The following is a 21,276-nucleotide window of genomic DNA, read 5'->3' on the forward strand; positions in this document are numbered from 1 at the left end:
CCCGCGACGTGCGGAAACCGGGCGCGGGGGCGGCGGGGTGTGTGCCGCAGACCACAGCGCGCGGTCAGCGCACCTCGTACGCCCTGATCATGGTCTGGCTCACCCGGGCGCCCTCGTCGTCCGTGAGCGTGACCTTGAGGTGGACGAACGTTCCGGCGGGCGCGTCGCCCGGGAGGGCGGCCTGCCATCCGTCACGGGTGGACGTGACGCGGGCCTGGTGCCAGCCGGTGACTGCGTCGACGGTGGACTCGGTGCCGTACGCGTACTCCAGGCCGGCCTTCCGCCGCGTGGCCGGGCCTGCCGTGTCGTCCGTGACGGCGCTCAGACCGATCGTGGTGGCTTCGCCCGCCGGGCGCGAGTTGCGCAGGTCGGACGGCACGTCGAGGACGGGGACCAGCAGGTGCTGGGCGCCCTGGTCCGAGGCGTCGGTGGTGAAGACCCACTCGGTGGCGTACGCGAGCCCCGTGCGGTCCAGGGCGCCCGCGCGGCGCTGCCACTGCTGCTGGAAGGTCACCTCCGCCTTCCTGTCGGGCAGGTTGAAGGTGCCGGAGACCATGGCCTGCGGTTCGCCGTCGATCAGCAGCCGGCGGGTGCCGGTGTCGGTCATCGCGAGGGTGGAGTCGTGCCCGCCCGCGTCACCGAACGGGGCGATGGTGAAGCCGAGACGGTTGCTCTCGCGGTTCATCAGCGCCGGGCCGTAGGTGTTGCGGACCGGGCCGTAGGGCGACTTGTACCACTGGGACGTCGTGCGGCCCTTGTCCCGCTCGCGCGGCCCGTCGTACGAGGTGCTGCCGTACGGGCCGAGGTCCCGGCGCATCAGGGTGGTCCACGTCAGCCCGTCGTCGCCGGACGGGGTGAAGTACTCGGTGCGCTGCTGCGGCGCGTGCAGGGGCAGGGTGGTGCCGCCGGCCCAGATCGCCGCGATGCCCGGCAGCCCGACCTTGACGTCGGACCAGTACGTGGCGTCCCCGGTGCCCTGTACGTGGTAGCGGGCCTCGTCGGCCGCGAGGTCGCGGTCGCGTACGCGCTGCGTTCCGGTGGGGATCGAGCCGTGACCGGTGAGGGCGAGGTTGTAGACGTACGGGCTGCGATCGGTCGCGGTGCCGGACCAGGAGAGGCGGACATCGCCCTTGGCCAGCGCGTCCTTGACCGCCCGCGAGTCGGCCGCCGTGATCGTGGCCTGCGGGATGCCCTCGGGGCCGGTCAGCTGGAACCGGCCCTCGCTCTCCGGGACGGCGGCCAGCACGCCTGCGGCGCCGGCCTTGCGCGCGGCGGCGTCCCAGGTGAACGCGTTGCCGCCGCCGGTGCCCGCGTCCACGAGGGCGATGCGGCCCGTGAGGTCGTGGGCGGCGAAGTTCGCGTCGGTGCCCTTGCCGATGTACGTCACCGGCGCGGAGCCCTCGCCGTCGAACTCGGTCCCCCTCTGCACCGGGAGGGAGTCCAGGACCCGGCCGCCGGTGATGGTCAGCGCGGCGCGCGGCGCGGTCTGCCGGGCCGAGGCGAGGAACGTCAGCCGGTCGTCACCGTGCACCGGCTGGGCGTAGACGCCCTTGGCGTACGACGGGACGGTGGTGACGTAACCGGCCTGGAGGCGGCGCGAGTCGTCCAGGCCGAGGGCGAGGCCGATGGCGAACCCGGCGCCCTGGCTGGGGCGTTCGGTGTCCCAGGCGATGCGGCGCGCGTCGCGGGCGTCGAGGGTGACCTCGGTGTCGCCGGAGACCGTCAGCTTCTCGCGGTAGAGCTGGCTGACCGATGCGACGCTGCCGATGTCGCCGGGCTCGTCGCGGGTCATCACGAGTCCGCTCAGCGCGTACGTGCCGAGGGGCACCCGGACCGTGGTGCTGCCGGCCTCGGGGTAGCCGAGGGTGTAGCGCCGCGCCGTGTCGCGGTGGTCGTCGAACAGCTGGAAGGCGGACGGGGACGAGGCCGGGTCGCCGTGCCGGTCGAGGCCCTTGACGGTGAGGTCGGCCGACGGGACCTCCATGTGCACGCCGAACGGAACGGTGACGCGCACGCCGTGCGACCCGGTTGCGACGAGGCGGCCGGTGACCGTCCCGTACGCCCCGTCGCTCAGGCGGGTGCCCGGGTCGATGCGGACCGGCACGTCGGCGGTCCCCCGTGCCGGGACGGTGACCGTGGTGCGCGCGGGCCGCGCGAAGCCGGGGAGGCGGCTGCCGTCGTCACCCCGGACGTCCTCGACGCGCAGGCTGAGGCGGACGTCCTGGCCGGTGAGGTTGGTCAGGGTGACCGTCTTGTCGACCGGGTCGAGGTCCCGCTGGGGATACGCGAAGTCGCCCAGGAGCGGCACGGGCGGGGCGGTGACCGGCTGGGACACCGCGCGGGCCACGTCCATCGGGCCCGCGCCCTGCTCCAGGACCGGCGCGTCGGTGGACGTCGCGGACGAGGTGAGCAGGGCCTTGAGGCCGGCCGGGGTCAGCTCGGGGTGCTGCTGGAGGAGCAGCGCGGCGCCGCCCGCGACGTGCGGGGTGGCCATCGAGGTGCCGGACATCTCCTGGTACGCCTGGTCGCCCCGGCCGCCGGAGTTGGCCGCGACGACGCCGACGCCCTGGGACGCGATGTCCGGCTTGGCGCTCACGCCGTCGACGGAGGGGCCCCGGCTGGAGAAGGAAGCGGTGGCGTTCTTCCGGTCCACCGCGCCGACGGTGAGGGCGCTGGGGGCGCAGCCGGGGGTGGAGACGGTGCCGTGCAGCGAGGCGTTGCCGGCGGCTATGACGAACAGGGCCTTGTCGCTGAGGCGTTCCACCGCGTCGACGCCGGGTCCGGCGCAGGCGGTGTCGCCGTCGGAGCCGAGCGACATGGAGACGACGCGGGCGCCCTGGTCGACCGCCCATTCCATCCCGTTGACGATGCCGCTGATCGAGCCGGAGCCGTCGTCGTCCAGCACCTTGCCGATGAGCAGGTCCGCCTTGGGCGCCATGCCCGCGTAGGTGCCGTCGGAGGCGGCCCCGGTACCGGCCACGGTGGACGCGGTGTGGGTGCCGTGGCCGGTGCGGTCGGAGGTGGCCGGGGTGCTGACGAAGGTCTCGCTGCCGGCGACGCGTCCGGCGAGGTCGGGGTGGCCGGCGTCGACGCCGGTGTCCAGGACGGCGACCTTGACGCCGGAGCCGTCCAGCCCGGCCCGGTGCGCGGTGGTGGCACCGGTGAGGGGCACGGTCGGGGTGCCGAGGCCGCTGACGGCGGTGCCCCGGACCTTGGCGTCGAGCCAGATCTTGCTGACGGCCGCGGCGGCGGCGGTCCGGGCCGCGGGGCGCCCGGTGGCCGGGGCGAGCTTCTGCCAGGCGTCGGCGGCCGACTTCTTGCTGACGGCCAGTCCGGCGCCGCCGATGGACTCCAGGGTGGCGGTGGTCCGGGTGCCGGGGACGGCGGCGGCCCGCACGCCCCGGGCGGCGCCGCCCGCGTACTCCACGACGACGGGCACGCTGTCCGTGTGCGCGTCGTCGTAGCCGTCGGCGACGAGCCGCCCGATGTCGAAGAGCGCGGCGTCCACGAGCCCGGCGTCCACCAGGCGCTCGACGCCCTGCGGGAACACATAGGTCCGCTTGCCGTCCCGCCAGGTCGCGGCGGCGTGATCGGTGCCGTCGGCGCCGCGCAGACCTGCCGACAGGACCCGGCCGGCCCCGTCCACGCGGGCCTCGACCACGTCGCCGGTGATCAGGGTGACGGTGACCGCGCGGCCGGGTCCGTCCGTGAGCGGCTGGGCGGCGTCCGCCGGGGTGGCGGCGGACGCGGCGGGGGCGGCCGCCGCGAGCAGGGCGGCGGTGGCGAGCCCGGCGGCCGTCCGGCGCCATGGCCTCGTACGTCTCATCGTTGGTCTCCAGGAGGGGAAGGGGTCCGGTGACCTCGGAGGGAGGGGCCCGGTGAGCAGCAGCGTGGCCAACACCGCCGCTCCGTGGGGGCCTTGTGGCTGGCGAGTGGCTGCCATGGCGTAATCCCGACACCCGCGCGGAGCGGGTCGCGGGCACCGTGCGGGGGGTCCGTTGCCAGGCGGCTTCGCAGGTGGCGACACTTGAGCCATGTCGTCCCGTCCAGAAGTGCCACCGTCCCCGCGTGCCGAGCCGTTCCCCGGCCCGCCCGCCTCCGTGCGCTCCTCCCTGATCCGGTTGCAGGAGGACCTGCGCCGGGCCGATGACTCGCTGGTGCGGCTGCTCGGGTCGTGGCGGCCCGACGGCCATGAGGAGCCGGGGCAGTTCGTGGAGTTCTGGGAGGGGCGCGAGGCCCAGGCCCGGCGGCTGTACGAGCTGGAGTACGGGGCCCGGACCTCGCTGCTGGGCTTCCAGTCGGGGGCCAACACGGTCGCCCCCGTCCCGTCCACGCTGGCGGACTCGGAGGAGGCGGCCCCGGAGGAGCAGGAGGCGGCGGGGGCGCGGGAGGCCGACGCGGAGCCCCCGTTGCGCAAGGACGGCAATCCGCACGCCGCGTACCGCGTCGTCGTGGACCGGGCCTTCCTCACGGAGCCGGCGGCGCTGCGCGCGCTGGACGAGCGGCTTGCGGCCGGTCATCAGGTGCGGGTGGTGGACCAGCCCCTGATCAAGCTCCTCATAGCCGACGAGGAGACCGCCATGGTGCAGTTGGAGGCGGGCAGGTCGATGGTTCTCGGGCCGCCCCTGGTGCGGCTGGCGGTCGAGCTGTTCGAGTCGGTGTGGCAGCGTTCGCGGCCCTATCTGCGGGAGGACGGCGACCTGGACCCGACCGACCGCAGGCTGCTCCAGCTGATGCTGTCCGGTCTCACGGACGCGGCGACGGCCCACCAGCTCGGCACGTCGCCCCGTACGGTCCAGCGGAGGCTGCGCGCCCTGATGGACGCGGCCTCGGTCTCCTCACGCGTCCAGCTCGGCTGGTACGCGATGCGCAACAACTGGGTGTGAGCGGGCCGCCCGGGGCGCGTACGGCACCCCGGGCGGCGGGTCGTCACATGCGGGCGGTGTAGTACTCCAGCGTCCGGCCGTGCAGGCGCTTGACCGGGTCGGTGACGCGGTCGGACATGGTGTTCTGCTGGAGGTAGTTGGTCACCACCCAGGTCAGGTCCTTCCCGTCGACCGTGCCGTCGTGGTTGATGTCGGCGGAACGCCGCGCGGTCCCCCGGGCGTCGTACACGGCGGCGGCGTCGCGGACGTCGATGACGTCGTCCCCGTTGACGTCGCCGGCGACCAGGGAGGCCACCGACGAAGCGCTCGTCCCGGCCACGGCCCCGTAGCCGGTGAGGCCGAGGTCGATGTCCTCGGTCCAGGAGAAGTGGCCGGGCACCCGGATCTCCAGGCGGTACGGCTTCTCGGCGGGCTTCAGTCCCTCGGCCGAGATCCGGGCGGTCGCGTCGGCGGTCATCGGGTGCCGGGTGCCGTCCGGGGCGGTCAGCTCGGCCTGGAAGCCGTCGAGGCTGTAGTCGCGCTTGGTGTCGTAGCCGTAGTCCTTGGTCAGCAGGGCCTCGGCGGCGGGCCGGGCGCCGAAGGTGGACTCCGGGTTGAGCATCCGCACCGCGCCGTAGAACAGGATGTTCAGCGGCACCTTGGTGCCCGTGGTGTCCATGGCGCTGGTGGTGCCCGTGTTGAGCCCCGCCGAGGTCGTCCAGTGCTCTCCCGTCACCTCGTACGTCACCTTGAGCAGCGGCATCGAGTCACCGCTCAGGCCCTCCGGGTCCGAGACGTCGAAGCCGAGGGTGGTGTACGAGGACGCTCCGGCGGACACGTTCGTGGTGGTGATCTTCGACGGGCCGTGGGCGGCCAGTTCGGCGGTCGGCTCGATGGCGGTGATGCGGATGTTGCGGTCGTCGTAGCGGATCTGGGAGTTGAAGGACTTCCAGTGCTTCAGGTCGTGGGCCGTCAGGGTGTATGTGAGGCTGTCACCGGCCCGTGCGACGGGGGCGTCGGCGGCGCCGACGAGGTAGGGGATTCCCTTCTTGATGACGTTGAGGGAACGTACGTCGCCGATGTTTCCGGCGGCGTCCGCGGGCCACATCTTGACGAAGGCGGTCGGCGGCCCGACGGACAGGGGCACCTGGGCGTTCACGTTGCCGTCGGCGTCGGCGTTGACGTGGCCGGTGGGAGCGTTGGGGCTGTACGTGGAGTAGTACAGCGCGTTGTCCTCCTGGCCGATGTCCAGCCCGGCCGCGTGGATCGCGTCGGTCTCGCCGTCCCGCAGCCGGCCCGAGAAGGAGAACGACCTGGCGTCGGCGGGAACTTCGACGACCGTGGGGCGGGACGGGTCCCAGGCCCCGTACGTGTCCTCGTAGGTGGGCGCGTGCGAGTCGACGTAGACGTCGCGCAGCACCGAATCCGTGCCTCCGAAGCCGTCGGTGCCGACGATGCGCAGCTTGTAGTGGCCGTCGGCGATCCAGCGGCCCCGGGGGTCGAACGGGGTGGCCTCGCGCCCGGTCACCGGGTGGTACCAGGCGCCGACCGTCGCGGGACCGTAGAGGACGCCTTCGGAGAGGCCGGTCGTGTTGATCCCGCCGATGTAGCCGAGGTCCTTGCCCCGGGTGTCGGCGAGGAAGATGTCGACGCTCGTCAGCTGCCCGGCCATGCGCAGGTTGAACGTGGCGGCGCCGCCGCCGACGGAACCGGCGTCGGAGAACTGGTTGGTCGACATGACCGGCTTCGTCATGTCGATCTCCGCGAAGCCGGACTCGGCGACCCGCAGCCCGAACGGCATGCGCAGGGCATGAAGTCCCTCGTCCTGTACGGGGGTCAGGGTGACGAAGCCCTCGTAGTAGCCGGCGGGTGCGTCGGCGGGAACCCGCAGCGTGGTGCGGACGGGCGTGCTGCCGTGCGGCTTGCTGGTCACCTGGCCGTCGGCGGACAGGGTGATTCCGGCCGCTTGGGCGTCCCCGGAGGCACCGTTGCCCCGGGTGAACGCGACGCCGACCGCGTAACGCCCCTGGGTGCCGCTGTCGTTGACCAGGTCGAGCCGCTTTTCGACCTGGGTGGCCCGGCCGACCGGGAGCACCCCGAGGTCGAGGGCGCCGGTGCGGTGGTCCAGCTCGGACCGGGTGCCGTCCAGGGAGACGTACGGGGTCTTCGCGGACACCTGGAGCGAGGTCTCGGTGTGCACGGCGGCGTACGGGTCGACCGCGCCGGCGCCCGCTTCGAAGACGCTCACCTTGCCGGGCATCGGGCGGGCGGTGTTCATCAGTGCCGCCTTGACCCCGTCCGGTGTGAGCCGGTGGTCGTGCTGGAGCAGCAGCGCGGCGGCCCCGGCGACGTACGGGGAGGCCATGGAAGTGCCGCTGAGGCGGGCGTACGCGCCGGAGTAGTCGCCGGTCTCCGGCGCGACGGTGTCGGCCGGGACGGACGAGAGGACGCTGACGCCGGGCGCGGCGATCTCGGGCTTGATGGCGCCGGTGCCGTACACGGGGCCGCGCGAGCTGAAGGACGCGAGTTCGCCGCTGCCGAGCACGAAGGTCCCGGCCTCGGTGAAGGTGAGGCGAGCGGTGGCGTCGGTGGTCCCGGCGGCCAGGGCGGCGCCCTCGGCGGCGGTGAGCGAGAAGGCCGGGACGTAGGCGGGGCTCTCGCCGATGTAGTTCGGGATGTGCCCCTCGGCCGCGTTGTCGTTGACGAGGAGGACGGCGACGGCGCCCATGGACGCGGCGCGGCGCACCTTCTCGTCCAGGGGGATGCCGCCGCGCTTCACGAGGACGGCCTTGCCCTTGACGTCCTTGCCGCTGTATCCGGCGGCGGTGCCGGTGGCGACGTCGGCGACCGGGTAGCTGCTGGAGGTCAGGCCGGAGAGCGCGTCGCCGAAGGGGCGGGCCAGCAGCCGCCCGGTGGCGGAGGTGGCGCCCGCGCCGATGCGGTACTCCGGCAGGGTCATCGGTTCGTCGTGCGCGGCCACGGTGAGCGGCAGCGCGGCGGCGCCCGGGGTGCCCAGGGTGTTGGCACCCGGTCCGCTGTTGCCGGCGGCGATGACGGTGGTGATCCCCGCGAGCACGAGGTTGTCGGCGGCTATCGCCTGCGGGCTCATCGGGTCGTTGACCGCGGCGCCGAGCGACATGTTGACGACGTCCATGCCGTCGTCGGCCGCCCGGTCCATCGCGGCCATGATGTCGCTCGTGCGCCCGCGCCCGTACGGGCCGAGCACCCGGTACGCGTACACGGAGGCACCGGGGGCCACGCCGTGGGCGGCGCGCTCCTCGGACTCCGCGCCCCGGCCGGCGACGATCCCGGCGACGTGGGTGCCGTGCTCGGTGTAGTACGTCGAGCCCTGGCTGGTCTCGATCTGCCCGGAGGCCTTCCAGTCGGCGTAGGTCGTCTCCATCGGGTCGGCGTCGTCGTCGATGAAGTCGTAGCCGCCCTTGTAGGCGTCCTTGAGGTCGGGGTGGTGGTAGTCGATGCCGGTGTCGATGATGCCGACCTTGACGTCCTTGCCGGTGATGCCCTCGGCGTGCAGCCGGGCCACCCCGTCGTCGTCCTGCGCGGCGCCGGAGGTCCCGCCGCCGTCGGCGGGGGCGGGGCGGTCGAGCGCCTTCACGGTGGTGTCCGGCCAGACGGCGGTGACCTCGTCGTTGTCGAGGAGTTCGGCGACGCGGTCGCCGGGGAGCCGGAGGCTGACCCCGTCGAAGCTGTGGGTGTAGGTGCGCCCGGGCTTCGGGGCCGCCGCCTTCTTCCCCTTGCTCCCGTCGGCGGCGGGCTGCGCGAACATGTCGTCCAGCGCGGTGCGGAAGCGCTTGTGCGCCTTCGTCACGGCGTCCTGGGCCGCGGCCTCGCTGACCGTGCGGCCCTCGGCCGCGGCGAGCAGGCGGGCGGTGCGGGCGGGCGGGGTCTTCAGCTGGACGATGACGTCGACGGGCTTGCTGCTGCGCAGCGCGGCCTTGTCCGTGACGTGCAGTCCGCCCATGTCCAGGGCGGCCATGCGGTGCAGGGCTGCCAGCTCCTGGGCGTCCAGGGTGGCGAGCAGCGCCTCACCGTCCGGCGCACCGGACGGGGAGGGGGCGGCGAAGGCGGCGGGGGCGGTGGCCGCGAGGGTGGCGAGCACGGTTGCCGCCGCGGCCAGGGCCAGGTGTCTGCGCCCTGGGGCTTGCGTCATGATTCGTGGGCTCCGCTCTGGGCAGGGACGGACGGTGCCCCCTCGCCTCGGGCGTGGCGGGGGACGGGCATCGCATGATCGTCCGTGCGGGGGCCTGCCGGGGGGAATGGGGAACCGGTGGCGAGATTCCGCCTGTCGTCAAGTCGCCATCGGGGTCCGGTGGGTCCGGGAACTGGCGACAACACGTCGTGTCATGCATCCGCCACGCGAGGGTGCTGCGGTGCCCCGGCCGGGCTCGGTAGACCCGTGCCACGACCTCCCGCCGGTGCCCGGGGCTCCGGCGGGAGATCCCGACGCGGTCCCGGTCCTGCCGAGGCCCCCGCCACGCGAAAGGGCACTCATGTCCCGCCCCACCATCACGCGCCGCAGACGCCAGTTCACCGCCGCCGTCCTGGCGGCCGGCCTGACCGGCTCACTGATGAGTCTGTCGGCACTGCCCGCCCAAGCCGCCGACGTGCCGCATCCCTTGGGCACCGCCGTCCCGGACGCGCCCAAGAAGGCCCTGGCCTCCCAGCGCGACAAGCTGGGCGCCCACGACCGTACGCTGCTGCAGAAGGCCGAGAGCAAGAAGGCCAAGACGGTCACCGTCCTGCTGGCCACCGGCGAGGGCGACACCGAGGCGCTGCGCGAGAAGGTCGCGGACCTCGGCGGCCGGGTCGCCAGGGCCGACGACAAGCTGGGCTACGTCCGCGCCACCGTGCCGACCGGCAAGGTCGCCGCGCTCACCGCGCTCTCCTCGGTCCGGGCCGTCGACCTCAACGAGACGTACAAGATCCCCGACCCGTCGCCGGTCACCACCGAGGACAGGAAGAAGGACGCGAAGGGCGACAGCCCCGCCACGCCGAAGGCCCCCGGCCGCACCACCCCGGCCGACAACCCCTACCTGCCCGTGGCCGAGACCGGGGCGACCGGTTTCACCGCCGACCACCGCACCTGGGACGGCCGGGGCGTCACCGTCGGCATCCTGGACACCGGCGTGGACCTCGCCCACCCGGCGCTGCGCACCACCACGACCGGGCTGCCGAAGATCAAGGACTGGGTCACCGCGACCGACCCGGTGACCGACGGCGACCCGACCTGGCTGGAGATGCGGCTGAAGGTCACCGCGAAGGACGGCACCTTCCGCTACGGCGGGGTCGACTACAAGGCCCCTGACGGCGACTACGAGTTCCAGCTGTTCAAGGAGTCCGACACCTGGGGCGGAGAGCTGGAGGGGGACGTCAACCGGGACGGCGACTACAACGACACGTTCGGCGTCCTGTACCGCAAGGCGGACCACCGGGTGTGGGTCGACGCGAACCTCGACCGGACCTTCGGCGACGCCGATGTGGTCGAGCCGTACGCGAAGTCCGGCACGTGGGCCTCGTTCGGCACGGACGACCCGGACACCGCCGTCGCCGAGTCGATGCCGTTCACGGTCGAGTACCGCGACGACGTGGACCTGTCGGCGCGGGGCGGCACGAACGCCGGCAAGAAGGCCGACTTCGTCAGCATCGGCATCGTCTCCGGCGCCCACGCCACCCATGTCGCGGGCATCACCGCGGGCCACGGGCTGTTCGGCGGGGAGATGGACGGCGCCGCCCCCGGCGCCCGCATCGTCTCCGAGCGGGTCTGCCTCTTCGCCGCCGGCTGCACCTCGTACGCCCTCGCCGAGGGCATGATCGACGTCGTCGTGAACAAGGGCGCCGATGTCGTCAACCTGTCGATCGGCGGGCTGCCCGCGCTCAACGACGGCAGCAACGTCCGCGGGCTGCTCTACAACCGGCTGATCGACCAGTACGGCGTGCACATCGTCTCGTCGGCCGGCAACGACGGCCCGGGCATGAACACCGTGTCCGACCCGGCCGTCGCCGACAAGGTCATCGCGGTCGGCGCCTCGGTCAGCAAGGACACCTGGTGGGCCAATTACGGCTCCGAGGTGAAGGACCGCCAGTCGCTGTTCCCGTTCTCCGCGCGCGGTCCGCGTGAGGACGGCGGCATGAAGCCGGAGATCGTCGCCCCGGGCGCCGCGGTCTCCTCCATCCCGACCTGGCTGCCCGGCGAGGGCGTGCCCCAGGCCGGTTACGAACTGCCCCCGGGCTACGGCATGTTCAACGGCACGTCGATGGCCTCGCCGCAGGCCGCGGGCGCCGTCGCCGTGCTGCTCTCGGCCGCGTCCGCCTCGCACGTCGAGGTGTCGCCCGCCGGGATGCGGTCCGCGCTGACCAGCTCCGCGACGTTTCTGCCGGACCAGCCGGCGTACGCGCAGGGCGCCGGCCTCGTGTCCGTACCGGCGGCGTGGAAGCTGCTGGCGAAGGGCCCGAAGCCGACGGCGTACTCCGTCGAGGCGCCGGTCTGCGGTGTCCTCGCGGGCATGCTGGCCACGCCCAAGTCCGGCACGGGTGTGTACAACCGCTGCTCCCCCGACGACGGCGGGCAGCCGCTGAACCGGCCGAAGAACTACACGGTGAAGCTCACCCGCACCGGCTCCGGCAGCGGTGAGGCCCGCCTCTCCTGGGTCGGCAACGACGGTACGTTCAGCGCTCCCGGCACGGTGAAGCTCGACCGGGACCGGGCGACCGCCGTCACCGTCCGCGCGCAGGCCAAGTCCACCGGCGCGCACTCGGCGCTGCTGCGCGTGGACGACCCGGCGACGCCGGGCGTCGACCGGATCGTCCCGGTCACCGTCGTGGCCGCCGCCGACCCGGCGAAGCCGTCGTACGCGGTGTCCACCGCCGGCACGGTGGACCGCAACGCGACCCGCTCGTTCTTCGTCTCCGTGCCCCAGGGCGCGGCGGCGCTGAAGGTGGACCTGTCGGGCGTCGCCGAGGACAGCCAGGCGCGCTTCCTGGCCGTCGACCCGCAGGGCATGCCGGTCGAGGACACCGCCGTGAGCCGCTGCTACACCAACTTCTCGGACGAGAAGGACTGCGCCTCCGGCTCCCGCACGTACCAGCAGCCGATGCCCGGCGTCTGGGAGTTCGAGGTCGAGGCGCGCCGCACCTCGCCCGCGCTCGGCAACCCGTACCGGCTGACCGCCACCGTGCAGGGCGCCACGCTCGACCCGGCGTCCTCGGTGATCGACGAGGCGGCGCTGCACTCGGCGGCCGAGAAGAGCTTCACGGCGGTCAACCGGTTCGCGCCGGTGACCGCGCACGCGGTGGGCGGCTCGCTGGGCGCGCTGTCCGAGGCCCACCCGACCGTCGCCGACCAGGACATGACCGGCAAGCAGGTCACGGTGCCCCGGGACGCGACGCGCTTCGAGGTGTCGATGGGCAACACGTCGGACCCGGACGCGGACCTGGACCTGTACCTCCTGGCACAGTCGGGGCAGCTCGTCGCCTCGTCCACCAACGGCGGCTCCCGCGAGTCGATCGTGGTGGACAAGCCCAAGCCGGGCTACTACCTGCTCTACATCGCGGGTACGGACGTGCCCTCGGGCAGCACCGAGTTCGACATCCAGGACACGATGTTCTCCTCGTCGCTCGGTTCGGTCACCGTGGACCAGGACAAGCCGGTGCGCCTCGCCGGCGGCGAGTCGACGAAGATCAGCGGCCGTCTGGTCGCCGACACCCTGCCGCCCTCGGGCCGCCGCCTGGTGGGCCGGTTCTCGCTGGCGAACGACACCGGCACCACGCTGGGCAGCGCCGATGTGCTGATCGGCAAGGTGTCCACCCCGCACGCGGAGATCACGTCCTCCTTCGGCCCGGCCCTCGGGTTCAGCCTGGACGACAACGGCCGCGTGGCCGGTTCCAAGCAGGTATCCGGCAAAGGCCGACCGATGCGCTGGGACGCGGACAAGGGGGTCACGCTGCTCGACAACGCCGACGCTCGCGACGGCCACGTCCTCGGCCAGAGCCGCTCCAAGGGGTACGCCACCGGCCAGCTGACGCTCGCCGAGGGCACCCGGGCGGGCGTCTGGGACGCGGACGGCAAGCTCACCACGCTGCCGCTGCCCGACTGGGAGACCTACCGTTTCGCGCGCGGCTTCGCCGTGAACGACTCCGGTACGGTCGTCGGCAACGCCACGGGCTCCGTCACCGACCCGGCGACCGGCCGGTCCATCGAGGTGAACGAGGGCTTCGCCTGGAACGCGGCGACGGGCTTCCGCAAGCTGCCGCACCTCACCGAGCGCCGCAGCCTCACCGAGCCGATCGCCATCAACAACGCGGGCACGGTGGTCGGCCACTCCTCCAAGGACGGCAAGCGCCGCGCCGTCAAGTGGGACGCGGACGGAAAGATCACCGACCTGGGCACGCTCCCGGGCATGGCCGACAGCTACGCGGAGTCGGTCAACGCCTCCGGCGTGATCGTCGGCGCGAGCGGTGACGACGCGTTCGTCCTGAAGCCCGGCGGCACCATGACCCGGCTGCCGGACTTCGGCTTCGACGCGAAGGCGCTCGCGGTGAACGACGCGGGCTGGATCATGGGCACGGCCCAGACCGCGCCGGATTCGGACACCGCGGTCGTCTGGGACCCCGAGGGCCGCATGTACGCCCTCTCGGCGATGACCGGCTCCTCACGCTTCGTTCCGCTGGAGGGCATCTCCCTCAACGACCGGGGCGAAGTGGCGTACTACGCCATGGACACGCAGGACGGGGGCACGACCAAGGTCGTCCTGGCCAAGCTGCCCTCCTGACGCTTCCTCGACCGCCCGCCCTCCCCGCCGCCACCCGGTGGCGGGGAGGGCGGCGTGCTGTCTGCGTACCGCACGTCAGTCCCGCAGTCCGGCGGCGATCGGGCAGTCCCGCACGGCACACACGTCGCACCCGAGCTCCGCCGCCCGGAGCGGAACGTGGGCCCCGCCGCCCCGAGGCGCGTCGACACCCTCCGCCGGGCCCTCGAACTCCAGCAGCAGCAACGCCGAATCGTCCGCGCCGCACTGGGCGGCGTGCCGGTGCACGTCCTCGCGCACCCTGGTCAGGCAGTGGCCGAGCGGTCCGTCGCGCAGCAGGCCGCTGTGCGAGCCCAGCGGGTAGAAGCGGCCGTCCTCGTCCCGGGCCTCGGCCAGGCCGTCGGTGTGGAACAGCACCCGGTCCCCGTCGTGCAGCAGACCCCGGTGGCGTCCCGGCTGCCCGTCGCCCAGGGCGTCGAGTCCGAGCGGCATCCCGGGCCGGTCCGGCTCGGTCCAGGTCACTCCGCCGCCCGCCCGGACCACCAGGGGAGCCGGATGACCGTAATTGAGCACGGTCATCCGGCCGTCCGAGGTCAGCTCGGCGAGTACGGCGGTGGCGAACCGTTCGTCGTCCGGCCTGCGGGCCAGGGCGCACCTCAGTCGCACCCCGACCTCCTCCAGGCTCGGCGACACCGCCGCGTACTCCCGGAACGACCCCAGCAGGGCCGCCGCGAGCCCGGCGGCCCGCAGGCCCTTCCCCTGGACGTCCCCGATCAGCACCCGGACGCCGCCCCGGACGGGCACCACCTCGTAGAAGTCGCCGCCGATCCGCGCAGCGTCCGCCGCCGACTCGTACGACGCCGCGATGCGCACGGGCCCCGCCGTCTCGGGGACCGCCGGGGCCAGGGCGTCCTGGGCGGTGGCGGCCACGTCGCGCATCAGGGCGAGCCCGCACTCGTGGCCCTGCCGGACGCGCGCCGCCGCCGCGGAGACGGCGGTGACCACGGCGACGGCGAGCACCGACACCACCGCCCAGTGGGTGGCGAGCACGCCGTCGTGGTACGCCAGCACGGTGGCCCAGACCGCCGCGAACAGGCCCGTGCCCGCCACGGCCGGGGCACGGCCGCGCGCCGACGCGACGACCGGGCCCACCGCGTAGAGGGCCAGCAGCTTCACCTCCTCCCCGAGGATCAGGTCGAGGAGGGCGACGGCGAGTACGGCCCACGCACCGCCGCAGTCGAGATACTTGAACGCGGCACTGCGGGAAGGACGGGGACGGGTGGCCATGCCCCCGAGTGTTACCGAATGCGGATTCCAGAACAGGCGATGACGGCGTCGCCGGACGGAATTCCGGCGCGCAGCGGCCATTGGGGACATACGACAGGGCCGTTCTGCCCTGTCGCGGACCGACCGAGGTCCCGCACACGGGGAGCGGAACGGCGTCCGTCCGGGTAGACAGGTCGCATGCAGACCTTTCTCCCCTGCTCCGGCTTCGCGGAGTCGGCCGCCGTTCTGGACGCCAGGCGGCTCGGCAAGCAGCGGGTGGAGGCCCTGCAGGTGTTCCGCGGCCTGACCGTGCCCGGTTACGGGTGGCGCAGGCATCCCGCGGTGCGCATGTGGGCCGGGTACGAGGAGGCGCTCGTCCGGTACGGCCTCGACATCTGCGCGGCCTGGACGGCCGAGGGGCGCGCCGACACCTGCGCCGGCACCCTCGTCCACGACTTCCGGGCCCACACGGACGGCGCGCCGGTCCGCCCGCAGCCCGAGCTGGCGGCGGAGGGGGAGCTTCCGCCGTGGCTGGGCGACCCGGAGTTCCACCGGAGCCATCAGTCGGCGCTGCTCCGCAAGGACCCGGAGCACTACCGGGACCGGTTTCCGGGCGTGCCGGACGACCTGCCGTACGTGTGGCCGTCCTCGGACCGCGCGTAGCGCGTCAGCCGGTCGTGGTGAACCGGCGCAGATAGGCGTCGAGGCCGTCCGGCGCGGTGCCGGCCCACCCGATGTACCCGTCCGGCCGTACGAGGAAGAGTCCCGTGCCGTACGCGGCGGGCGCGCTCCCGCCCACCACCCGGGCGACCGGTCCGGCCATGCCGCCGGGTGCGCCGGTCCCGAGCGCGAGCAGCGTCCAGTGCGGCCCCCGGAAGGCGTCGAAGAGCCGTACGCCGTCGACGGTCGCGTCGGGGGCGCGGTCGCCGGCCCGGAGCGCGTCCGCCCCGACCGCCTCCCGCGTCTCCTCGGTGAGCGAGGAGTCGCGGTATCCCAGGCCCAGCTGGCGGGTGGCGCCCCCTCGGCGGACCTCGCCGCGGTGGACGCCGGTGGAGAGGTCGAGCATCTGCGCGGCGACCGGGCGGCGTTCCTCCTCGTAGCTGTCCAGGAGCGTGGCCGGGGCGCTGCCCGTCAGGACCGCGCCCAGCTTCCAGCCCAGGTTGTAGGCGTCCTGGACGCTGGTGTTCAGGCCCTGGCCGCCCGCCGGGGAGTGCACGTGCGCGGCGTCCCCGGCGAGGAAGACCCGGCCCGCCCGGAAGCGGTCGGCCAGGGCGGCGCGGGGGCGGAAGTCCGAGGCCCAGCGCACCTCGGTCACGGCCTCGGCGGGGATGTGCGAGCGTCCGGCGATCACCTTGCGGATGCCGTCCGGGGTGAGGTCGACGTCGGCGCCCTCCTCGAACCGGGCGGTCATCTGGAAGTCCTCCGTGCCGGCCAGCGGGCACAGGGCGAGGAAGCCGGCGCCTTCGCGCGGCGGGAAGATGTGCCAGTTGTCGCGGTCGAGTCCGGTGATCCGGACGTCCGCGACCAGGGTCGGGTGCGGGTCGACGGTCTCGCCGGTCATCCCGATCCCCAGCGCCCGGCGCACCGCCGACCGGCCGCCGTCCGCGGCGACCAGGTAGCGGCCGCGCAGCGCGCCGCCGCCGGAGAGCCGCACGGTGACGCCCTCCGCGTCCTGCGCGAGACCCACGGCCTCCCGGCCGAAGGCGATCTCGCCGCCCAGCTCCGCCAGCCGCTCGGCCAGGATCTCCTGGGTGCGCCACTGCGGCACCATCCAGGGCTTGTTGTACGGCGAGTCCTCGCTCGGCTCGGCCGGGTCGAACATGCGGTGCTCGCCGGCCCGCTCGCCGTCGCGCCAGACCATGCCGACCGGATAGGTGCCGCCCGCCGCGTGGATCGCGTCGATGACCCCGAGGTCGTCGAAGACCTCCATGGTGCGGGGCTGGATGCCCTTGCCCCGGGAGCCGGGGAACAGCTCATCGGCGCGTTCCAGGACGAGCGCGCGCACGCCGCGCCGGGCCAGGTCCACCGCGAGGGCGAGACCGGTGGGCCCCGCACCGACGATCAGTACATCCGCATCCATGACCATTCTCCTTAACGCCGTTAAGTGCTCGGTGGTTCCGAGCGTGCCCTTAACGGCGTTAAGCTGTCAAGCGTGAGTACCGAACGACGCACCCCCCTCGACCGCCGCCGGGTCGCGGACACGGCGTTGAGCCTGCTGAACGAGGTGGGCCTGGACGGGCTGAGCCTGCGCGCCATCGCGAAGGAGCTGGACGTCAAGGCGCCCGCCCTGTACTGGCACTTCAAGGACAAGCAGGCCCTGCTGGACGAGATGGCGACGGAGATGTACCGGCGCATGCTCGCCGGCACCCCACTCGACCCGGCCGACACCTGGCGCGAGCGGCTGCGGAAGACCAACCACGCCCTGCGGACGTCACTGCTCGGCTACCGCGACGGGGCCCGGGTGTTCAGCGGTTCGCGCTTCACGGGCGCGGTGCACGCCGAGCAGATGGAGGAGAGCCTGCGGCTGCTGACCGCCGCCGGATTCACCCTGGCCCAGGCGGTGCGGGCGGCCACGACGACGTACATGTTCACGCTGGGCTCCGTCATCGAGCAGCAGGGCGCCGAGCCCCTGCCGGGCCGGCGCAGGGAGGGCTTCGACGTGGCCGAGCGCGCGCGATTGCTGGCCGCCTACCCGCTGACCGCCGCGGCGGGTGCGGAGATCTTCGCGGACTTCGAGCAGCACTACGAGGAATCGCTCGACCTGGTGATCGCGGGCATCGCGGCGGCCTACGGCGTCGACTGACGGCGGGCACGGCCGACGGGCCCGCCGTCAGTCCAGATCGATGACGACCTTGATGTCCCCGTCCTGCGGGGTGAACGCGTCGGCGGCGTCCCGCAGCGGCACCCGCCGGGTGATCATCCGCTCCAGCCAGGCCGGATCGGCGCGGCCGAGGGCCTCGGCGCCCGCGCGGTAGTGCCGCAGATTGGCGTTGACCGAGCCCACCACGGCGACGTTCCCCCGCACCAGCTCGTTGTTGAGCGCGCCCGCCGCGACCGGCAGCCGATGGGCCTCGGGCGACACGCCGATCAGGCAGACGATCCCGTAGCTCGCGGTCCCCCGCATCGCCCCCAGGACCACGTCCCCGGCGCCCGTCGCCTCGATCACCACGTCGGGCCGGAGGGCGGCGGCCACGTCGTCGACGGCGCCGCTGTGGTACGTGGCGCCCAGCCCGGCCACCAGACCGGGCTTCGGCCCCGAGGCCACCCGGTCGAGGACGTGGACGTCCAGCCCGCGCCCGCGGCCCAGCAGCGCGGCGAGCAGGCCGATCGGCCCGGCGCCGGTGACCAGGACCCGCTCCGGCGCGAACCAGGAGCGCGCGCCGATCCGCTCGATCTGCTCCCAGGCCTTGGCCAGCACGGTGGCCGGTTCCAGCAGGACGCCGACGCGCTCCAGGGACGGGTCGAGCCGGACCGCGTAATCGCTCTCGACGGTCCAGAACCGGCTGGCGTAACCGTGCCGCTCCTTGATCCCGCGCTCGGTGTAACGCCCGTTGCGGCACATGTCGAACTCACCCCGGGCGCAGGCGCCGCACGGTTCCGGGTCGGGGCGCCGCACGACGCCCGCGACCAGGTCACCGGCGGCGAAGCCGCTCCCCGCGGGCGCCTGCCGCACCCGGCCCAGCGACTCATGACCGATGATCAGCCGGTCCTCGCCCTGCGGTGCCCGGCCCAGCGCACCCGCCACGATCTCCCGGTCCGTGCCGCAGACCCCCACGGAGATCCCGTCGACCAGGAGCTCCCCCGCACCCGGCACCGGGTCGGGGACCTCGCGGACCTCAAGGCTTCCGGCGGCCGAGGGCCGGACGGTCACGGCACGCATGCGCCCTCCTTCGTACCGCCGGGCTCAGACCAGCCCGAACGACCGCAGCGCCAACCGCTGCGCCGGGGTCGGGTGGGCCGGCCAGTAGACGTAACAGACCCCGCCGGTCCCGCTCCTGACCTTGCCGCTCGCGTCGTACCGCTTCGTGCGCAGCCAGATGTTCTCCCACTCGCGGCGCCGGTAGACGTGGCGGACCGCGTCGTCGTTCGGCGACGCCGGGTCGTTGGCGATGACGTCGCCGTCGGCGGTGAAGCCGATGACCGTCATCAGGTGGCCCGAGGTGCCGTAGCCCGCACCCGTCAGCTCCTCCTTCAGGAAGGACTGCGAGGTGATGACGGGGATGCCCGCGCGGACCAGGGTCTCCACGTCGTTCAGCGAGCCGAGCCGGGTCACGGCGGCGCTCATCTCGTGGTACGTGGCCGCGTAGGCGGCGTTGAACGGCCAGTTGCCGCAGCCCTCGTACTGGTTGTCGTACGTGAAGCGGGCGGCGTGGCAGACCGAGGGGTCCTGTATGCCGGGCGCCACCCAGGACAGGTCCTCGGCGGAGGGCTCGCGACCCCAGTACTCGATGATCATCTGCGAGGAGGTGGGGCTGCACCACGCCTCGCCGCCGTTGTCGTACTCCGGGTACTGCCCGACGTGGACGTTCTGCGAGTAGCGCGGCACCGGCAGTTCGCGGGCCAGGCCCGGGGTGCTCGCGGGCACCGTGAAGCGGTCAGGGACGTCCGAGGCCATCGCGCCCACCCGCCACACCGTCGGGGTGAGGCGGCTGCCCGGGGTGCGGTACAGCGTCAGCCGGAGGCGGTACGACAGCAGGCGCAGGCCGCTCGCGGCGTCGTCCACCGAGAAGGTGTCCGTCCAGATGGAGCTCTTGCCGTCGCTCTGGTCGTCCACCGAGGTGCGGCGGATGTCCGCGTCACCGGCGGCCCAGCGCCCCATCACGTACCACGGGGTGTCGGTGCCGTCCGAGTAGCGGCCGCTCAGCTCGATCTGGAGCCAGGTGCCCGCCGGGGTCTTTGCGTTCCAGGAGGCGATCACCTCGGTCGCGGGGACGCGGGAGCGGTGGACGGGCGAGGTCCAGGTCGCGTACTCCCAGGAGGCGGTGGTTCCGGTGTGCGGGTCGGTGTAGTCCGTACGGCCCAGCGGTTCGGCGATGACCAGACCGGCACGGCGGCCGGCGACCGCCCGGGTCCCGGCGCGGTCCCCGCAGCGCCAGTCGGTGTACGTGGTCCAGGCGTGGTTGTCCACCGAGGGCGGCGCGGGCCGGGCGCGGCGGGAGGCCGCTGCCGAGGAGGCGGCGGACGACAGCGTTCCGGCACCGGCGGCCGCCACGACGGCGGCGGCGAGCACGGTGCGGCGTGAGGTGGGACTGGGCATGGGCGAGACCCCCGGTCGTCGTCTGCGGAATGGGGCTGCGGTGCACGACAGTGCGCCAACTATCGCGGTTCGCGTCCCGGTTCGGCCAGCGATTCGACCCGTGCCGATCAACCAATATTGGTCTCTACCACTGGCGTGACCTGCGGCTGGGCCGAACGGCCTACCGCCCGCCCCGGCTCGTAGGCTGGACGCATGAACGATCTCGCGCTCCAGGCCGCGCGGCTCACCGCCCTCCCGCCGTCCTGCGGACCGGCGCGGCTGGTCGCCGTCGACGGGCACGCGGGATCGGGCAAGAGCACCTTCACCGGCCGCCTCGCGGCGGCCCTCGGCGACGCGCCCGTGCTGCACCTGGACGATCTCGCCACGCACCAGGAACTGTTCGCCTGGACGGGACGGCTGCGCGAGCAGGTGACGGGCCCGCTTTCGCGCGGCGAGCCCGCGCGCTACGCGCCGTACGACTGGACGGCCCGGACCTTCGGGCCGGTCAGGACCCTGGAGCCCGCGCCCGTGGTCCTGATCGAGGGCGTCGGCGCCGGGCGGCGCGCCCTGCGGCCCCTGCTGGCGCGGCTGTTGTGGATGGACCTGCCCGCCGGGGAGTCCTGGGCGCGCGGGCGACGGCGCGACGGGCCGGGGCTGCGCTCCTTCTGGGACGGCTGGACGGCGGCCGAGACCGCGCACTTCGCCTCGGACCCGTCGCGCCCCTGGGCGGACGTTCTGGTACGGCAGTTGCCCGAGGGGTACGAGTTGCTGGAGGGGCCCGTGCGCCGGCCGCGCTGAACCGTTCCGTCACCCGGTGTGACCGGCTCGCGCCGCCCTCTCGCGCCGCCGGAAAACGGCTCGGAAGTACCTCAACTCCGCTTGACCCGGGGGCGGTACAGGTCTTACGTTCTCAATGTGCGGCTTTTCGGAGCCCCCACAGACGCGAAGCCCCCGGTTGTTCCCCCGTGACCGGGGGCTTCGTCCTGTGCTCGCGGCGCCCTTCCGGCGCCTTCTTTCTCACCCTGGGTCACGGCGCCCCTCCGGCCCGCGGCACCCTTCGTCGGATACTCACCGCACAGGTACGATGCCTCTCGGTGCGGTCAATTCCCGTCCACGGCACAGCGATTCGGCGCGCTTTCGGCGG

10 protein-coding genes and 1 pseudogene are annotated in these 21,276 nt (G+C 73.5%); 5 read left to right on the plus strand and 6 right to left on the minus strand.

Features of this window, described 5'->3' with window-relative positions:
* Nucleotides 1–64: 64 nt before the first annotated feature.
* Nucleotides 65–3,826 (minus strand): S8 family peptidase, encoded by a 3,762-nt coding sequence (locus tag AB0L33_RS22305; protein ID WP_365684038.1) that lies wholly within the window; start codon nt 3,824–3,826, stop codon nt 65–67.
* A 208-nt stretch (nt 3,827–4,034) separates the two neighbouring features.
* On the opposite strand from AB0L33_RS22305, the gene AB0L33_RS22310 reads away from it, so the two are divergent.
* Nucleotides 4,035–4,886, plus strand: coding sequence for a helix-turn-helix transcriptional regulator (locus AB0L33_RS22310; protein ID WP_365684040.1), 852 nt, complete (start codon nt 4,035–4,037; stop codon nt 4,884–4,886).
* A gap of 43 nt (nt 4,887–4,929) precedes the next feature.
* Here AB0L33_RS22310 and AB0L33_RS22315 read toward each other — a convergent pair whose 3' ends face one another.
* The gene (locus AB0L33_RS22315; RefSeq protein WP_365684042.1) at nt 4,930–9,036 is read right to left on the minus strand and encodes a S8 family serine peptidase; all 4,107 of its coding nucleotides are present in this window, start codon (nt 9,034–9,036) and stop codon (nt 4,930–4,932) included.
* A 340-nt stretch (nt 9,037–9,376) separates the two neighbouring features.
* Between AB0L33_RS22315 and AB0L33_RS22320 the strand changes: the two genes are divergently transcribed.
* Nucleotides 9,377–13,654 carry a S8 family serine peptidase gene (locus AB0L33_RS22320; protein ID WP_365684044.1) on the plus strand — a complete coding sequence of 1,426 codons (4,278 nt, stop codon included), beginning with the start codon at nt 9,377–9,379 and terminating at the stop codon, nt 13,652–13,654.
* A gap of 75 nt (nt 13,655–13,729) precedes the next feature.
* Here the strand turns inward: AB0L33_RS22320 and AB0L33_RS22325 are convergent, their stop codons facing one another.
* Complete coding sequence (locus AB0L33_RS22325; protein ID WP_365684046.1) at nt 13,730–14,917, minus strand: PP2C family protein-serine/threonine phosphatase; 1,188 nt, start codon at nt 14,915–14,917, stop codon at nt 13,730–13,732.
* Nucleotides 14,918–15,094: 177 nt separating this feature from the next.
* Here AB0L33_RS22325 and AB0L33_RS22330 point away from each other — a divergent pair, with 177 nt between their 5' ends.
* On the plus strand, nt 15,095–15,559 hold the full coding sequence (locus AB0L33_RS22330; RefSeq protein WP_365684047.1) for an MSMEG_6728 family protein: 465 nt from the start codon (nt 15,095–15,097) through the stop codon (nt 15,557–15,559).
* Between the two features lie 4 nt (nt 15,560–15,563).
* Here AB0L33_RS22330 and AB0L33_RS22335 read toward each other — a convergent pair.
* Nucleotides 15,564–17,000, minus strand: a pseudogene (locus tag AB0L33_RS22335) (FAD-dependent oxidoreductase); the annotation flags it as partial.
* A gap of 48 nt (nt 17,001–17,048) precedes the next feature.
* Between AB0L33_RS22335 and AB0L33_RS22340 the strand changes: the two are divergent.
* Nucleotides 17,049–17,699 carry a TetR/AcrR family transcriptional regulator C-terminal domain-containing protein gene (locus tag AB0L33_RS22340; RefSeq protein ID WP_365684048.1) on the plus strand — a complete coding sequence of 217 codons (651 nt, stop codon included), beginning with the start codon at nt 17,049–17,051 and terminating at the stop codon, nt 17,697–17,699.
* Between the two features lie 27 nt (nt 17,700–17,726).
* Here the strand turns inward: AB0L33_RS22340 and AB0L33_RS22345 are convergent, their stop codons facing one another.
* On the minus strand, nt 17,727–18,776 hold the full coding sequence (locus AB0L33_RS22345) for a glucose 1-dehydrogenase (RefSeq protein ID WP_365684049.1): 1,050 nt from the start codon (nt 18,774–18,776) through the stop codon (nt 17,727–17,729).
* 24 nt (nt 18,777–18,800) lie between these two features.
* Nucleotides 18,801–20,153 (minus strand): peptidase C39 family protein, encoded by a 1,353-nt coding sequence (locus AB0L33_RS22350; RefSeq protein ID WP_365684050.1) that lies wholly within the window; start codon nt 20,151–20,153, stop codon nt 18,801–18,803.
* A gap of 192 nt (nt 20,154–20,345) precedes the next feature.
* Here AB0L33_RS22350 and AB0L33_RS22355 point away from each other — a divergent pair, with 192 nt between their 5' ends.
* Nucleotides 20,346–20,930 (plus strand): hypothetical protein, encoded by a 585-nt coding sequence (locus AB0L33_RS22355; RefSeq protein ID WP_365684051.1) that lies wholly within the window; start codon nt 20,346–20,348, stop codon nt 20,928–20,930.
* Nucleotides 20,931–21,276: the final 346 nt, after the last annotated feature.

Origin of the sequence: Streptomyces sp. NPDC052299, assembly GCF_040679335.1 — a bacterium.
Classification (GTDB): Bacteria; Actinomycetota; Actinomycetes; order Streptomycetales; family Streptomycetaceae; genus Streptomyces.

Coding starts and splice junctions, on each gene's coding strand:
- AB0L33_RS22345 (WP_365684049.1), bottom strand. CDS start 18,776: ATGCGTGCCGTGACCGTCCGGCCCTCGGCCGCCGGAAGCCTTGAGGTC.
- AB0L33_RS22350 (WP_365684050.1), bottom strand. CDS start 20,153: ATGCCCAGTCCCACCTCACGCCGCACCGTGCTCGCCGCCGCCGTCGTG.
- AB0L33_RS22320 (WP_365684044.1), top strand. CDS start 9,377: ATGTCCCGCCCCACCATCACGCGCCGCAGACGCCAGTTCACCGCCGCC.
- AB0L33_RS22330 (WP_365684047.1), top strand. CDS start 15,095: ATGCAGACCTTTCTCCCCTGCTCCGGCTTCGCGGAGTCGGCCGCCGTT.
- AB0L33_RS22315 (WP_365684042.1), bottom strand. CDS start 9,036: ATGACGCAAGCCCCAGGGCGCAGACACCTGGCCCTGGCCGCGGCGGCA.
- AB0L33_RS22325 (WP_365684046.1), bottom strand. CDS start 14,917: ATGGCCACCCGTCCCCGTCCTTCCCGCAGTGCCGCGTTCAAGTATCTC.
- AB0L33_RS22305 (WP_365684038.1), bottom strand. CDS start 3,826: ATGAGACGTACGAGGCCATGGCGCCGGACGGCCGCCGGGCTCGCCACC.
- AB0L33_RS22310 (WP_365684040.1), top strand. CDS start 4,035: ATGTCGTCCCGTCCAGAAGTGCCACCGTCCCCGCGTGCCGAGCCGTTC.
- AB0L33_RS22355 (WP_365684051.1), top strand. CDS start 20,346: ATGAACGATCTCGCGCTCCAGGCCGCGCGGCTCACCGCCCTCCCGCCG.